The sequence below is a fragment of the Halorubrum sp. Eb13 genome (assembly GCF_002252895.1).
Lineage (GTDB): Archaea > Halobacteriota > Halobacteria > Halobacteriales > Haloferacaceae > Halorubrum.
Genome location: NZ_NHPE01000116.1, coordinates 13,745 through 27,221 on the forward strand (window position 1 = coordinate 13,745; position 13,477 = coordinate 27,221).

Here is a 13,477-nt window from a genome sequence, read left to right on the forward strand (position 1 = left end):
AAGGATGAGTGTCGGTATTTATTCGTCGATATGCGGATGCTTCGTAGTTATTCGTTTCCGGCGTCGAGCACGTCGTCGAACCCGTACCAGCCGGGGTCGCGGCCGGCGAGCCAGGCGGCGGCGTCGAGCGCGCCCTCGGCGAACACCCCGCGGTCGCCGGCGCGGTGCGTGAGCTCCAGCGTCTCGCGGTTCCCCGCCACGAGCACCTCGTGTTCGCCGGTGACGTCGCCCGCGCGCCGGGCGTGTACGCCGATCTCGTCGGGTTCGCGCGGCGCGTCGCCCTCGCGCCCGTGGACGCGCTCGTCGAGGTCGGCCCGGACCGACTCCACGTCGTCGAGGATCGACTTCGCGGTGCCCGAGGGGGCGTCGCGCTTCCCGTTGTGGTGCGTCTCGGTGAGCTCCACGTCGTAGCCGGGGAGCGCGGCCGCCGCCTCCCGGACCGCGCGGCGGAGCGCGGCGACGCCGCGCGCGAAGTTGGACGCCTTGAGCACCGGGACCGCGTCGCTCGCGGCCCGGAGGCCGTCGAGCTGGGCGTCCGCGAAGCCGGTCGTGCCGGTGACCAGCGGGACGCCCGCGTCGGCGCAGGCCCCGGCGTAGGCGACGGCCGACTCGGGGCCGGTGAAGTCGACGAGTGCGTCGGGCGTCTCGGCCGCGAGCAGCTCCCCGAGCCGGTCGGCGTCCTCGACGTCGACGCGCGCGACGGGCTCTGTCGCGGTGCGGTTGACCGCGACCGCGACGGCGACGCCCTCGCGGTCGGCGGCCGCCTCGATAACCTCGCGGCCCATTCGGCCGCCGGCGCCGGTGACGGCGACGGAGAGGGAGTGGGAGTCGGCCGCGCCGCCGCTCATTCGGCGCCCCCCGTTGCGGGCTCGACGACCTCCGGTTCGACGGTTCCGGGCGCGGCCTCGTCGTACTCGGCGAGCAGGTCACGCAGGACGTCGCGGCGCTCCTCGGAGAGCCGCGAGAGCGGCGAGCGGACCAGCGGCCCGCCCCGGTCGCGGATGTGCATCGCCTCCTTCACCGGAATCGGGTTCGTCTCGGCGAACAGCTCGCGGACGAGCGGCGAGAGCTCGTGGTGGAGCGCGCGGGCGCGGTCGTAGTCGCCGGAGAGCGCGGCGCCGACCATCGCGCAGGAGCGCTCCGGCTCGACGTTCGCAACGACGCTGATAGTGCCGGTGCCGCCGATGGAGAGCACCGGGAGCGTGAGCCCGTCGTCGCCGGAGAGCACGGAGAAGGACTCCTCGCGGGTGCGCTCGATCACCTCGCTGATGAGGTTCAGGTCGCCGGAAGCGGCCTTGTACCCCTGGATGTTCGGGTGCTCCGCGAGCTCGACCGTGACGTCGACCGGGATCGACTGACCGGTCCGACTTGGGACGTTGTAGACGATCTGTGGAAGGTCGACCTCGTCGGCGATCGTCCGGTAGTGGTTCAGGAATCCCTGCGCCTCCGGCTTGTTGTAGTACGGGGAGATGAGGAGGAGGCCGTCGGCGCCCGCGTCGGCGGCCCGCCGGGACAGCGAGAGCGCCTCGGCGGTGTTGTTGGAGCCGGTGCCGGCGATGACCGGGATGTCGTCGAGCGCGTCCCGGACCGTCTCGATCACGTCGACGTGCTCGTCGTGGGTCATCGTCGCCGACTCGCCGGTGGAGCCGACCGGGACGACCCCGTCGACGCCCGCGCGTTCGAGGTGCCGGGCGTTGTCGGCGAGCTGCGCGTGGTCGACCTCGTTATCGTCGGTGAACGGGGTCGTCATCGCGGGGTACACCCCCTCGAAGGGCTCGGTCGTCTGGTCTCGGTCCGTCTCGGTTCGGGCTCCGTAGGGCGTCGTGGTGGTCGCGTCTGTCATGGGTGCGCTGTGGGTGTCTGCGGTCGGTCGAACGCTGCTGCCGTCTGCGGTCGGCCAGTGTTCGTGGTCGTCTGCGGTCGGTCGGGAAACGAACGGTGCGCGCGGGTCGGGGGTCGTCCGGGACGGGGTCGCCACTCCCGCCGGCGGACGGCTCACGCGCGTTTTTTCGAGAAGAGCCGCGTCGCTGACGGCCTCGGCGAGCCGCGTCTGGACGCGGGTCGGATCACACCCGTACTGGACGCCTGTACCGCTTATAAGTTGTGTCTGTGGTCGAAACTGCCGCCCGGCGAGGCGCGCTCCCGGGACGCCGCGCCCGGACCGGGCACGCACACCTTTTAGGTCGCCGACGCGTCTTCACCGATCTCATGACCGATCCCGCCGAGTCGTCGACCGACCCGGACGACCCCGTCCCCCCGAGCGACGGCGCCGCGACCGACCCGGATATCCGTCCCGACACCGACGCCGACCGCCACGAGTACGACCCCGAGGCCGACCACGCCTTCCCCGACGACCGCCTCAACGAGATGCTCGACCGGATCGCCGCCGACGCGGAGATCACCGCGTACCTGGAGGCGCAGAACGTCAACCCCGTCGACCGGAAGGGGTACAACGACCACGGCGCCAAGCACGTCGAGATCGTGCGGGACCGCGCGCTCCGGCTGTACGACCTGTTGAAGGACGGCGGCGTCGAGTTCAACGGCGCTCGCCAACAGGGGCTCGACGAGGCCGACGAGCCGGTGGTCATCGCGCTCGCGGCGACGCTCCACGACATCGGCCACGTCGTTCACCGCCACGATCATCCGTACTACTCGATCCCGCTCGCGGCCGACCTCCTCGACCGCCTCCTCCCCTCCTTCTACGACGTCCCGGAGCAGGTGCGCGTGAAGGCGGAAGTGCTCCACGCCATCCTCTGTCACCACACGGAGGAGCAGCCGCTGACGCTGGAGGCCGGGGTCGTTCGGATCGCCGACGGGCTCGACATGGAGCGCGGGCGCTCGCGGGTCCCCTACGAGGAGGGCGGGCGCGGAATCAACACCGTTTCCTCGCAGGCGATCCAGCGCGTCTCGCTGCGGGAGGGCGAGGAGACCCCCGCGCAGGTCGTGATCCGGATGAACAACGCCGCGGGCGTCTACCAGGTGGACTCGCTGCTGAAGGCGAAGATGGAGGGGTCGCTGGTGGAAGACCAGATACAGACGATCGCGATCAACACCCACAGCAACAGGGACGGGTCGGAGTCGATCGTCGACCGGATCGAGCTGTAGGCCGGCCGCCCCGTGTCGCGGATCCGGGTCGTTCCGCGTCGCGGATCCGGCCGCGCCGTGTCGTAACGGCTTTGCGCGTGGCCGGAACAGTGCGGGTATGACCGACGCCGACGCGCTGGCGGACTTACGGACCGGCGCCGACTACCAGTTCGGCGCCGGCGCGGGCCGCGCCCTCTTCCCCCCGGACGACCCGTTGACGGTCCGCCGGTCGAGCGGCGGCCGCCCGCGGCAGGTCATCGTCGGCGACGTCGACGACACCCCCGGGAGCTCCGAGGGCGACCGCCTCGTCTCGTACGGCACCGACGGGCGCTTCACGCTCGGGGTCGCCGGCGGCCGGCGGCTGCGGGAGGCGTTCGACCAGCCGCGACACCGGATGGTCGTCGGCGAGGAGAGCGAGCCGTTCGTCCGCGAGGGGCGCAACGCCTTCGCGAAGTTCGTGGTCGCGGCCGACGACGGGATTCGCCCCGGCGACGAGGTGCTCGTCGTCGACGAGGCGGACGCGCTGTTCGCGGTCGGCCGCGCGGAGCTCTCCGGCGCGGAGGCCGAGGCGTTCGCGAGCGGCGTCGCGGTGAAGGTGCGGAACGGGGTCGGCGGCGGCGACGCGGAGTGACGGAACCGCCGGCGACGCCGTCGGCGACCGAAACGACCATTCCCCGCCCGCGACACGCACGCGTATGCACGTCGTCGTCAACGCCGCCCAGAGCGTCGACGGGAAGCTCGCGACGCGGCGCCGGGAGCAGCTCCGCATCTCGGGCCCGGAGGACTTCGACCGGGTCGACCGCGTCAGAGCCGCCGCGGACGCGGTGCTCGTGGGCGTCGGGACGGTGCTCGCCGACGACCCGCACCTCACCCTCGACGAGGAGGACCGCCGCGTCCAGCGCCTGCGGAACGGCCGCCCCGGCCATCCGGCCCGCGTCGTCGTCGACTCGCGAGGGCGGACGCCGACCGACGCCCGGATCCTCGACGACGCGGCGACGACGTACCTGCTCGTCTCGGCGGCGACGACGGAGGAGCGCCGCGCGGCGCTGGAGGCGGCCGGCGCCGAGGTCGTCGCGGTCGAACCCGAGACCGACGACGGTCACGTCGACCTCGCCGCGGGGTTCGCGGCGCTGGCCGACCGCGGCGTCGACCGCCTGATGGTCGAGGGGGGCGGCGAGGTGATATACTCCTGTTTCGCGGCCGACCTCGTCGACGAGCTCCACGTCTACGTCGGGTCGATGGTGATCGGCGGTCGCGGCGCCCCGACGCTCGCCGACGGCGAGGGGTTCACCGAGGCGTTCCCGCGGCTTGACCTAACCGACGCGGAGCGGTTCGACGACGGGGTCGTGCTCTCGTACGAGGTCCGCGACGACGCGTCGTGAGTCCCGCGTGAGACCGCGGCGCCCGTCCGGCGGGGGCCCGGTAGACGTTTCATAAATACTGATGGGTGTGTGATCGGTCAGCACGGATCGGCGGGTATACGGCCCGTGCTACCGGGTTACACCCGATTCACCGAAGTCTTTATATGTCGGCCGGCGGTAGAATTTGGTACCAGAACGCCTCCGGCGCTGGTAGGATCGCACGCTGAAATGAACGGGAGCTCTTGTGAACGGCCCGACGCACGACGGCGAGCACCAGCCATCCCCGGAGCGGTGATGGAGAGATAAAAAATGGTAACGAAAGACGAAGTCATCGATCAGTACGACATCGAACCGATGGACGAAGCGGACAACGTAGACCTTTCCGAGGACGACCTCGACAACGGGTCGAAGGGACAGCTCATCAAGCGCGCCGGTCAGCTGCGAGACCGACGCAACGAGCTGAACCAGATGGCCTCCGAGCGCGCCTCCAAGCGCGACGACCTCAACGCGAAGACGCGCGAGAAGGTCGACGAGGCCCAGGAACACCGCGAGAAGCGCGACGAGCTCAACGAGCAGGTCCAGGAGCACAAGGACAAGCGCAACGAGCTCAACGCCGAGGCCAACGAGCTGTTCGACGAGGTCGAGGAGCTCAAACAGGACATGGAGCTCGGCTCCGGCAAGTCCATCGAGGAGCTCAAAGAGGAGATCGAGGACCTCGAGTTCCGACAGCAGACCGAGGTTCTCGACGCGGAGGACGAGCGCGAGCTCATCGAGAAGATCGACGAGAAGCGCGAGAAGCTCGCCGAGAAGAAGGACAAGGTCGACGACACCAGCGAGCTCGACGAGCTGGTCGAGGAGGCCGAGGAGGTCCGGTCCGAGGCGTCCCAGCACCACCAGAAGGTGACGGAGCTCGCGGACAAGGCCCAGGAACACCACAACCAGATGATCGAGGCCTACCGCGAGGCCGACGACATCCGCGACGAGGCCGACGAGATGCACGAGCTGTTCGTGGAGGCCCAGGAGGCCGCCGACCGACACCACGAGGACTTCGTGCGCGTCCAGAAGCGCCTGCGCGAGCTCGACAAGGAGGAGGAGCGCGAGCGCAAGGACGAGCGCGCGGAGAAGCGCGAGGAGGAGAAGGAGGAGGCCGAGGAGATCTACCAGAAGTTCAAGGAGGGCGAGACGCTCGACACCGAGGACCTGATGAAGCTCCAGAAGACCGGCCTGCTGTAACTCGGACGACGATTTCCCCCGGTTTTGCGGCTTTTCCGATTCCCCCAGCGACGGCTCCGAGCGCGGCGGAGGCGGTCGTCGCTCGCGCCGGTCCCCGCGGCGACCCGTAGCGCCACCATATAAACGGGCGCGCCCCCAACCGACGGTATGGAGAGCGACGCGCGTTCGGACGGACGGAACCTCCTCGCGGCCGCCGTGATCGGTGCGACGGCGACGGTGGCCGGCAGGCGGATCGTCGCCCGGCTCACCCGCGGTCGGTTCGGTGACGCCGAGGAGTACAACGCGGCGAAGGTGACGGTCTCCGGACCGATCGTCCGGAAGAGCGGCCGCCCCTCGCCGCTGTCGGGACCGGGCGGGACGACGGCCGACGACGTCGTCGAGCAGATCGAGGCGGCCGACGAGGACGAGGACGTCGAGGCGCTCGTCGTCGAGCTCAACACGCCCGGCGGCGAGGTGCTCCCGAGCGACGACATCCGGCGCGCGGCCGCCGGCTTCGACGGCCCCACGGTCGCGTACGCGACCGACACCTGCGCCTCCGGCGGCTACTGGATCGCGAGCGGCTGCGACGAGCTGTGGGCGCGCGACGCGAGCCTCGTCGGCTCCATCGGCGTCGTCGGCTCCCGGCCGAACGCGGCCGGACTCGCCGACAAGCTCGGGATATCCTACGAGCAGTTCACCGCCGGCGAGTACAAGGACGCCGGCGTCCCGCTGCGCGAGATCGAGGAGGACGAGCGGGAGTACCTCCAAGGGATCATCGACGGCTACTACGACCAGTTCGTCGAGACCGTCAGCGAGGGGCGCGACATGGACCCCGGGGCGATCCGGGAGACCGAGGCGCGGGTGTACCTCGGAACCGACGCCCTGGAGATCGGGCTCGTCGACGAGCTCGGCACCGAGGACGACGTCGAGGACCGGCTCGCGGAGCTGATCGACGCGGAGCCGGAGATCCGCGAGTTCACGCCCGACCGCGGGCTCGCGGAGCGGCTCGGCATCGGCGCGGAGCGCGTGGCGTTCGCCGCCGGCAACGGCGTCGCGAGCGCCTTCACGAGCGAGGGCGGCGAGGTCGACGTCGAACTGCGGTAGACCGCGCCTCCGCTGCGGGAGGCCGGGCGACGGCCCCGCCTTCGACCGGAATCCGTCCCGACCCCGGCGAACCCCTCGCCGACGGGGAACTTTTTATCCGGGCGGATCGAGAGTCGAGGCGTGACGACGCTGGTCATCTGCATCGACCGATCCGGGGCGATCGGCCGGGCCACGAACGTCCCGATGCCGGTCGCCGGCTGGGAGGCGGTCCGGTCGCTCGTCACCGACGCCGGGCTCAGCGACCCGGAGGACGCCAGCGTCAACTGTCTGCTCGAGTCGCTTCGGGTCGCCCGCGACCTCCGGGACGAGCGCGAGGAGTCGGTCGTCGCGGTCGTGTCGGCGGAGAGCGACACCGCCGTCGGCGCCGACCGCTCGATCGCCGCCCAGCTCGACGACCTCGTGGACCGGTACGACCCCCGGGCCGCGGTCGTCGTCGTCGACTCGGCGGAGGACGAGCGGGTGCTCCCGATCGTGGAGTCGCGGATCCCCGTCGACTCCGTCGACCGCGTCGTCGTCCGCCAGGCCCGCGACATCGAGTCGACGTACTACCTGCTGAAGCAGTTCCTCGCCGACGAGCAGCTCCGGTCGACGATCCTCGTGCCGTTCGGGGTCGCCCTCCTGCTGTTGCCGGCGCTGTTCTACTGGTTCTCCCCCGCCGAGGCGGTCGCGGGCGTCGCGGGGCTGCTCGGCGCGGCGCTCCTCTACAAGGGGCTCGCGATCGACCGGTTCGTCGCCGGGATGCCGGAGCGCGTTCGGGAGGCGCTGTACGCCGGTCAGGTGTCGATCGTCACGTACGTCGTCGCCGCCGGGCTCGCCCTGGTGGGCGGGTTCTTCGGCGTGCTGTCGGCCTCGGAGCTCGGGGGCGCCCCGCGGCTCGTGGAGGCGATGGAGTTCACCTACGCCGCCGTCCCGTGGTTCGCGGTCGGGGGAGTGACCGCGGCCGTGGGGCGGCTCCTCGACGAGCTGATCCGCGACGAGGGGATCCGGACCCCCTACCTCAACCTCCCGTTCGTCATCGTCGCCGTCTCGCTCGTCGTCCGCGGGTTCGCGGGCTACTTCCTCGCGCAGGAGTCGGTGATCGACCCGTTCGAGCCGATCGGCGTGGGCGTGACGCCCGTCCAGCGGCTCGCGGCGTTCATCGTCGCGGGAATCGTCGTCTCGCTGATCGGCGTCAAGCTCGCGAGCGACGTCGGGACCGAGACGCTGGAGGACGTCATCGACGCGGACCGGGAGACGGACGGGAAGTGAGGGCCGGGGAGGCGAGGGCTCCGCACCCCGACCGCGCCTATTCCCGCGGTCTCCGCACCCCGACCGCGCCTATTCCCGCGGTCTCCGCACCCCGACCGCGCCACTTTTCTCGGTCGCGGCCGCGTGAGCGCCCATGAACGTGTACGGACTGATCGGGAACCCGGTCGAGCACTCGCTGTCGCCGCCGCTCCACGAGGCCGGCTACGAGGCGCTCGGGATCGACGCGCGCTACGTCACCTTCGAGCCCGACGCCGACGCCGCGGCCGCGGCGGTCTCCGGCGCGGCCGACCTCGGCGTGGCCGGCCTCAACGTCACGGTGCCGTTCAAGCGCGACGTCCTCGACGCGGTCGACGCCGCCCCCCTCGCCGAGCGCATCGGCGCGGTCAACACGGTCGACTTCGGGCCGCTGCGCGACGGCGACGCCGACCGCCCCCGCGGCTACAACACCGACGCGGCCGGCGTGAAACGGGCGTTCGCGCGCCACGACGTCGCGCTCGACGGTCGAGAGGCGGTCGTCGTCGGGGCCGGCGGCGCCGGCCGGGCGGCGGCGTTCGCGCTGGCCGACGCGGGCGCGAGCGTGACCGTGACGAACCGAACCGCGGAGCGCGCCGTCTCCCTCGCCGAGGCGGTCCCCGGGGCGACCGGCGGCGGCCTCGACGACCTCGGCGAGCGCGTCGCCGAAGCGGACGTGCTGGTCAACGCGACCAGCGTCGGGATGGAGGCCCCCGACGAGACGCCGGTCCCCGCGGCGCACCTCCACGGCGACCTGGCGGTGCTCGACGCGGTGTACGCGCCGATCGAAACGCGGCTCCTGCGGGAGGCGGCCGACGCGGGCGCGACGACGATCGACGGGGCGTGGATGCTGCTGTTCCAAGGGGTCGAGGCGTTCGAGATATGGACCGGACGGGAGGCGCCCGTCGACGCGATGAACGCGGCGCTGCGGGCGGAGTTGGAGTGAGCGCGGAGCGGGGCCGAGGCGGCCCCCGTCAGATCAGTCCGGGCGTCGCCAGCAGCCCGGCGGTACCGACGAGCGCCACGGAGAGCCCGGCGGCGCCGTAGAGGAACGGCTTCGCGTCGCGGGCCGGCTCGCGGAGCTTGCCGGCGTCGAGCCCGTCGGCGAGCTTCCCGCTCGCGACCTCGACGAGCCCGGTGATCAGGAACCAGAGCGCGATCATCGTCAACACGAGGTGGCCGCGGCCGGTCCCGGTGAGCGACTCGACCGTGTACAGCGTCCCGGCCATGTGACCGCCGGACGCGAGGAAGGCGAGGGCGGCGATCCGAGTGATCCACCGGAGGCGGCCGACGATCGCCCCGAGGGCGTCGCCGTCGACGTCGCCGCGGAGCGCCGGCGGCAGCACGGCGAGGGTGACGAACAGCACGCTGCCGGTCCAGAGGATCGCGAAGCCGACGTGGAGCGACCACATGACCGGGTTGACGATGTCCATATCCGCCGGAGGGACCGACGCAACTTATAAACAGGCGAGACGGAGTCGCCGGACGCCAGGGGCGGTAAGCGACGGGGAACGGCCGACGGCGAGGGTTTTTAAATATCCCACGTTCGTATGCTTCGTCGATGGCCCTACTGCAGAAAATCAAGGAGAAACTCGGGTTCGGGACCGGCCGCGCCGAACGCGACGAAACGGAGACGGAAGTGACCGTCGAGAGCGACCCCGAACAGGGATCGGAGTCGGAACCAGAACCGGCGAGCGACGCCGACGACGCGGTCCCGGACGAGGGAACGGACGCCGACGAGCCGGCCGCCACGGAGACCGAGGCGGCCGCATCGACCGATTCGCTGGTCGACGAGGAGGGCGCCGCCGAGGATCCGTCCCAGGCGGCCGAGCCGGCGGAAGCGGCGGGGGTCGCCGACGAGGCGGTCGAAGCCGACGACGAGGCGGTCGAAGCCGACGACGAGGCGGTCGAGGTCGAGGAGACGGGCACCGACGTCGAGGAGCTCAAGGGGATCGGTCCCGCCTACGCCGAGCGGCTCGCCGAGATCGGTATCGACAGCGTCGAGCAGCTCGCGGCCGCCGACGTCGACGCGGTCGCGGAGGGCGCCAGCGTCGGCGAGAGCCGCGCCGCGACGTGGATCGACCGGGCGAAGGAGTTCTGAGACCGGCGACCGCAACTGTTTCGTCGTGCGCGCCGAACCGAGTGACATGGAGCGATCGGTACACACCGACCGGGACGGCTTCCGGGAGGTCGCCGCGGCGGCGCCCGCGGGGACCCGGGTCCCGGTCGAGCTCCGGGTCGCCGTCGGCGATCCCTTCGCGGCCTACCGCCGGGCCCGCGACGGCCCCGGCGGGTTCTGCTACGAGACCACCGGCGGCCAGTCAGGCTGGGGATACTTCGGCGTCGACCCGGTCGAGCGGCTGACCGTCTCGGACGAGGCGGTCGTTGCGACGGGGGGCGGCGAGGACGTCGCCTCGGTCGGCAACGCATCCGACAGCCCGGACGCCGGCCGCCGGAGCCCGACCGGCGACTACCGCCGCCCGAGCCCGACGCTCGCGGCGCTTCAGGGCCTCCTCGACGGGGAGCGGCTCGCGCGGGGCGACTGCGAGGTCCCCTACCCGTGCGGCGCGTTCGGCTGGCTCTCCTACGACGTCGCCCGCGAGCTGGAGTCGTTTCCGGCGTCCGCGCCGGCAGGCCCCGGCGCGGTCGACGACCGCGGGCTCCCGCGGCTCCAGATCGGCGTCTTCGACCGCGTCGCGGCGTGGGAGTGCCCGGTGGCCGACGCTGAGGACGCCGAGGGCGCCGAGAGCGCTGAAAACGACGAGGACGCGGACGAGGCGTCGTCCGTTACCCTCCGCGTGACCGCCTGTCCGCGCGTCCCGGCGGGAGTCGACGACCCGACGGCCGACCGCGACGCCCTCGACGCGCTGTTCGACGAAGGGGCGGCGCGGGCTGGCGGCCTGATCGACCGGATCGAGACGGGCGATCCCGAGGTCGGCCCCGCGCCCGATCCGGACGCATCGACGGCGACCTTCGAGAGCGGCGTCGGCCGCGAGGGGTACGCCGAGGCGGTCCGCCGCGTGAAGGGGTACGTCCGCGACGGCGACACCTTCCAGGCGAACGTCTCGCAGCGCCTTCGCGCCCCCGCCGCCGTCCACCCGGTGGAGGCGTACGACGCGCTCCGGCAGGTGAATCCGGCCCCGTACTCCGGGCTGATCGAGTTCTCGCGGGAGGCGGAGACCGGACGAGACGGCGGCGACGCGGCGGGAACGCCCCCCTCCGGCGTCGACCTCGTGAGCGCGAGCCCGGAGCTCCTCTTGGAGCGTATCCCGACCGACGACGCCGACCGGGGCGCCCGGCTCGTGACGGAGCCCATCGCCGGGACGCGGCCGCGCGGGGAGACGGCGGAGGCGGACGCGGCCCTGGAGGCGGAGCTCACCGACGACGCGAAGGAGCGCGCGGAGCACGCGATGCTCGTCGACTTGGAGCGCAACGACCTCGGGAAGGTGTCGCGGTTCGGCACGGTCGACGTCGCGGAGTACCGCCGCGTGGACCGGTACAGCGAGGTGATGCACCTCGTCAGCCTCGTCGAGGGCGAGGCGCGCCCGGACGTGGGGCTCGCGGACGCGGTCGCGGCGTGTTTCCCCGGCGGGACGATCACGGGCGCGCCGAAGCCGCGGACGATGGAGATCATCGACGAGCTGGAGGCGACGCGCCGGGGGCCGTACACCGGCTCGATGCTCGCCGCCGGCTTCGACGGCCGCGCGACGCTGAACATCGTGATCCGGACCCTGGTCCGGCACGGCGCGGCGTACCACCTGCGCGTCGGGGCCGGGATCGTCCACGACTCCGAGCCCGACGCGGAGTACGAGGAGACGCTCGACAAGGCGCGGGCGCTCGTGACCGCCATCGACGAGGCGCTCGCCGCCGGCGAGATGGCGGTGGACGGGGACGGGAGCGCGAGCGACGCGGAGGAGCCGGAGGCGGGCGATGACTGACGCGTCGACCCCCGGAGCCGACGGCGGGGCTCCCGTACGCGCCGACACCGTGGACGCCACCGACGCCGCCGACGCCGAAGGCGGCTGGCGATCGGGCGTCGGGGATTCGGACGCCCGGGTGCTCGTCGTCGACAACTACGACTCGTTCGCGTACAACCTCGTCCAGTACGTCGGCGAGGTCGCCGGCGCGGTCGCGGTCCGGCGGAACGACGCGGTCGACCTCGACGGGATCCGCGCGCTCGACCCGGACGGCGTCGTCGTCTCGCCGGGGCCGGGCACCCCCGCCGAGGCGGGCGTCTCGACCGCCGTCTTCGACCTCGATCGGCCGGTGCTCGGGGTCTGCCTCGGTCACCAGGCGCTGTGCGCCAACCGCGGAAGCCGGGTGGGTCACGCACCGGAGGTCGTCCACGGGAAGCCGTCGACGATCACCCACGACGGCTCCGGGGTGTTCGCGGGGCTCCCCGACCGGCTCCGAGTCGGGCGATATCACTCGCTGTGCGTCGAGCGCGCCGACCTGCCGGACGAGGTCGTCGAGACGGCCCGCACCGAGGACGAGCGCGAGGTCGTGATGGGCGTGCGCCACCGCGAGAAACCGCACGTCGGCGTGCAGTTCCACCCGGAGAGCATCCTCACCCCGCGGGGAAAGGCGATGGTGGCGAACTTCGTGGAGGCGTGCGAGACGCACGAGCGGGGGACCGCCGATGAGTGAGGGAGAGTCGCTCCGATATCACGTCGACGGCGAGGTCGTGCCCGCGAGCGAGGCGACCGTCTCGGTCGAGGACCGCGGGTTCGCCTACGGCGACGCCGCCTTCGAGACGATGCGCGCCTACGGCGGCGAGGTGTTCCGGTGGGACGACCACGCGGCGCGGCTCGCCGACACCTGCGAGACGCTCGGGCTCGACCACGGCCTCGCGGACGGCGACCTGAAGGAGCGGATCGACGAGACGCTCGCGGCCAACGACCTCGCCGACGCGTACGTCAAGCTCTCGGTCACCCGCGGCGTCCAGCCCGGCACGCTCGACCCGAAACCGGAGGTCGACCCGACCGTCGTCGTGATCGCGAAGCCGCTCCCCCGAGGCGGGGTGGACTCGGAGCCGGTTCACGACGGTCCGGCCGCGGTCCAGACGACGAAAACGCGGAAGCCGTCCTCGCGAGCGCTCCCCGCCGACGCGAAGACGCACAACTACCTCAACGGGATCTTGGCCCGGCTCGAACTCCGGGTCACGGGCGCGGACGAGGCCCTCATGCTCGACGCCGACGGCAACGTCGCCGAGGGGGCGACCGCGAACCTCTTCTTCGCCGACGGCACCGCCCTCAAGACCCCCTCGCTCGACGGGCCGATCCTCCCCGGCGTCACCCGCCGGACAGTGATCGATATCGCCGAGGACGAGGGGATTCCGGTCGAAGAGGGGACGTACGCCCCCGACGCGGTCCGCGAGGCCGACGAGGTGTTCCTCACCAACTCGACGTGGGAGATACGGCCCGTCGAGACTGTCGACGGCCTCGCGGTCGACGGGG

General features: G+C 72.1%; 14 protein-coding genes. 11 read left to right on the forward strand and 3 right to left on the reverse strand.

All coding sequences use genetic code 11. From position 1 onward, the window contains the following. Positions 1-47 precede the first annotated feature (47 nt). Complete coding sequence (gene dapB / locus DJ75_RS13130; RefSeq protein WP_094524903.1) at positions 48-848, reverse strand: 4-hydroxy-tetrahydrodipicolinate reductase; 801 nt, start codon at positions 846-848, stop codon at positions 48-50. Then, the gene (dapA, locus tag DJ75_RS13135) at positions 845-1,843 is read right to left on the reverse strand and encodes a 4-hydroxy-tetrahydrodipicolinate synthase (protein ID WP_094524904.1); all 999 of its coding nucleotides are present in this window, start codon (positions 1,841-1,843) and stop codon (positions 845-847) included. The genes dapB and dapA overlap by 4 nt, the downstream gene beginning before the upstream one ends. A 365-nt stretch (positions 1,844-2,208) precedes the next feature. Between dapA and DJ75_RS13140 the strand changes: the two genes are divergently transcribed. From DJ75_RS13140 to DJ75_RS13170, 7 genes are all read left to right on the forward strand, one after another. After that, entirely contained in the window at positions 2,209-3,105 is an 897-nt protein-coding gene (locus DJ75_RS13140; protein ID WP_094524905.1) for an HD domain-containing protein, read from the forward strand. A 97-nt stretch (positions 3,106-3,202) separates the two neighbouring features. Next, complete coding sequence (locus DJ75_RS13145) at positions 3,203-3,715, forward strand: PUA domain-containing protein (protein ID WP_094524906.1); 513 nt, start codon at positions 3,203-3,205, stop codon at positions 3,713-3,715. A 64-nt stretch (positions 3,716-3,779) separates the two neighbouring features. Beyond that, positions 3,780-4,466: a 2,5-diamino-6-(ribosylamino)-4(3H)-pyrimidinone 5'-phosphate reductase gene (locus DJ75_RS13150; protein WP_094524907.1), complete on the forward strand. Its 687-nt coding sequence runs from the start codon at positions 3,780-3,782 to the stop codon at positions 4,464-4,466. Between the two features lie 288 nt (positions 4,467-4,754). After that, the gene (locus DJ75_RS13155; RefSeq protein ID WP_094524908.1) at positions 4,755-5,678 is read left to right on the forward strand and encodes a coiled-coil protein; all 924 of its coding nucleotides are present in this window, start codon (positions 4,755-4,757) and stop codon (positions 5,676-5,678) included. A 147-nt stretch (positions 5,679-5,825) separates the two neighbouring features. Next, positions 5,826-6,761: a signal peptide peptidase SppA gene (gene sppA, locus DJ75_RS13160; protein ID WP_094524909.1), complete on the forward strand. Its 936-nt coding sequence runs from the start codon at positions 5,826-5,828 to the stop codon at positions 6,759-6,761. A 120-nt stretch (positions 6,762-6,881) separates the two neighbouring features. Further along, positions 6,882-8,009, forward strand: a complete 1,128-nt coding sequence (locus DJ75_RS13165; RefSeq protein ID WP_094524910.1) for a DUF373 family protein — start codon at positions 6,882-6,884, stop codon at positions 8,007-8,009. A gap of 133 nt (positions 8,010-8,142) precedes the next feature. Then, positions 8,143-8,967, forward strand: coding sequence for a shikimate dehydrogenase (locus DJ75_RS13170; protein WP_094524911.1), 825 nt, complete (start codon positions 8,143-8,145; stop codon positions 8,965-8,967). A gap of 28 nt (positions 8,968-8,995) precedes the next feature. On the opposite strand, the gene DJ75_RS13175 is transcribed toward DJ75_RS13170, so the two are convergent. Beyond that, positions 8,996-9,454: a transporter gene (locus DJ75_RS13175; protein WP_094524912.1), complete on the reverse strand. Its 459-nt coding sequence runs from the start codon at positions 9,452-9,454 to the stop codon at positions 8,996-8,998. Between the two features lie 128 nt (positions 9,455-9,582). Here DJ75_RS13175 and DJ75_RS13180 point away from each other — a divergent pair, with 128 nt between their 5' ends. From DJ75_RS13180 to DJ75_RS13195, 4 genes are all read left to right on the forward strand, one after another. Then, on the forward strand, positions 9,583-10,122 hold the full coding sequence (locus DJ75_RS13180) for a helix-hairpin-helix domain-containing protein (protein ID WP_094524913.1): 540 nt from the start codon (positions 9,583-9,585) through the stop codon (positions 10,120-10,122). Between the two features lie 46 nt (positions 10,123-10,168). Then, positions 10,169-11,959, forward strand: a complete 1,791-nt coding sequence (locus DJ75_RS13185) for an anthranilate synthase component I family protein (RefSeq protein WP_094524914.1) — start codon at positions 10,169-10,171, stop codon at positions 11,957-11,959. After that, positions 11,952-12,668 (forward strand): aminodeoxychorismate/anthranilate synthase component II, encoded by a 717-nt coding sequence (locus tag DJ75_RS13190; RefSeq protein WP_249269089.1) that lies wholly within the window; start codon positions 11,952-11,954, stop codon positions 12,666-12,668. The genes DJ75_RS13185 and DJ75_RS13190 overlap by 8 nt, the downstream gene beginning before the upstream one ends. Beyond that, a partial coding sequence (locus DJ75_RS13195) for an aminotransferase class IV (protein ID WP_094524915.1) occupies positions 12,661-13,477 on the forward strand: 817 nt, incomplete at its 3' end. The genes DJ75_RS13190 and DJ75_RS13195, both read left to right, overlap by 8 nt.

Excerpts from the sequence above, each read along its gene's own strand:
- DJ75_RS13190 (WP_249269089.1), top strand. The coding sequence starts at position 11,952 with ATGACTGACGCGTCGACCCCCGGAGCCGACGGCGGGGCTCCCGTACGC.
- DJ75_RS13145 (WP_094524906.1), top strand. The coding sequence starts at position 3,203 with ATGACCGACGCCGACGCGCTGGCGGACTTACGGACCGGCGCCGACTAC.
- dapA (WP_094524904.1), bottom strand. The coding sequence starts at position 1,843 with ATGACAGACGCGACCACCACGACGCCCTACGGAGCCCGAACCGAGACG.
- DJ75_RS13140 (WP_094524905.1), top strand. The coding sequence starts at position 2,209 with ATGACCGATCCCGCCGAGTCGTCGACCGACCCGGACGACCCCGTCCCC.
- dapB (WP_094524903.1), bottom strand. The coding sequence starts at position 848 with ATGAGCGGCGGCGCGGCCGACTCCCACTCCCTCTCCGTCGCCGTCACC.
- DJ75_RS13170 (WP_094524911.1), top strand. The coding sequence starts at position 8,143 with ATGAACGTGTACGGACTGATCGGGAACCCGGTCGAGCACTCGCTGTCG.
- DJ75_RS13155 (WP_094524908.1), top strand. The coding sequence starts at position 4,755 with ATGGTAACGAAAGACGAAGTCATCGATCAGTACGACATCGAACCGATG.
- DJ75_RS13150 (WP_094524907.1), top strand. The coding sequence starts at position 3,780 with ATGCACGTCGTCGTCAACGCCGCCCAGAGCGTCGACGGGAAGCTCGCG.
- DJ75_RS13185 (WP_094524914.1), top strand. The coding sequence starts at position 10,169 with ATGGAGCGATCGGTACACACCGACCGGGACGGCTTCCGGGAGGTCGCC.
- sppA (WP_094524909.1), top strand. The coding sequence starts at position 5,826 with ATGGAGAGCGACGCGCGTTCGGACGGACGGAACCTCCTCGCGGCCGCC.
- DJ75_RS13175 (WP_094524912.1), bottom strand. The coding sequence starts at position 9,454 with ATGGACATCGTCAACCCGGTCATGTGGTCGCTCCACGTCGGCTTCGCG.
- DJ75_RS13180 (WP_094524913.1), top strand. The coding sequence starts at position 9,583 with ATGGCCCTACTGCAGAAAATCAAGGAGAAACTCGGGTTCGGGACCGGC.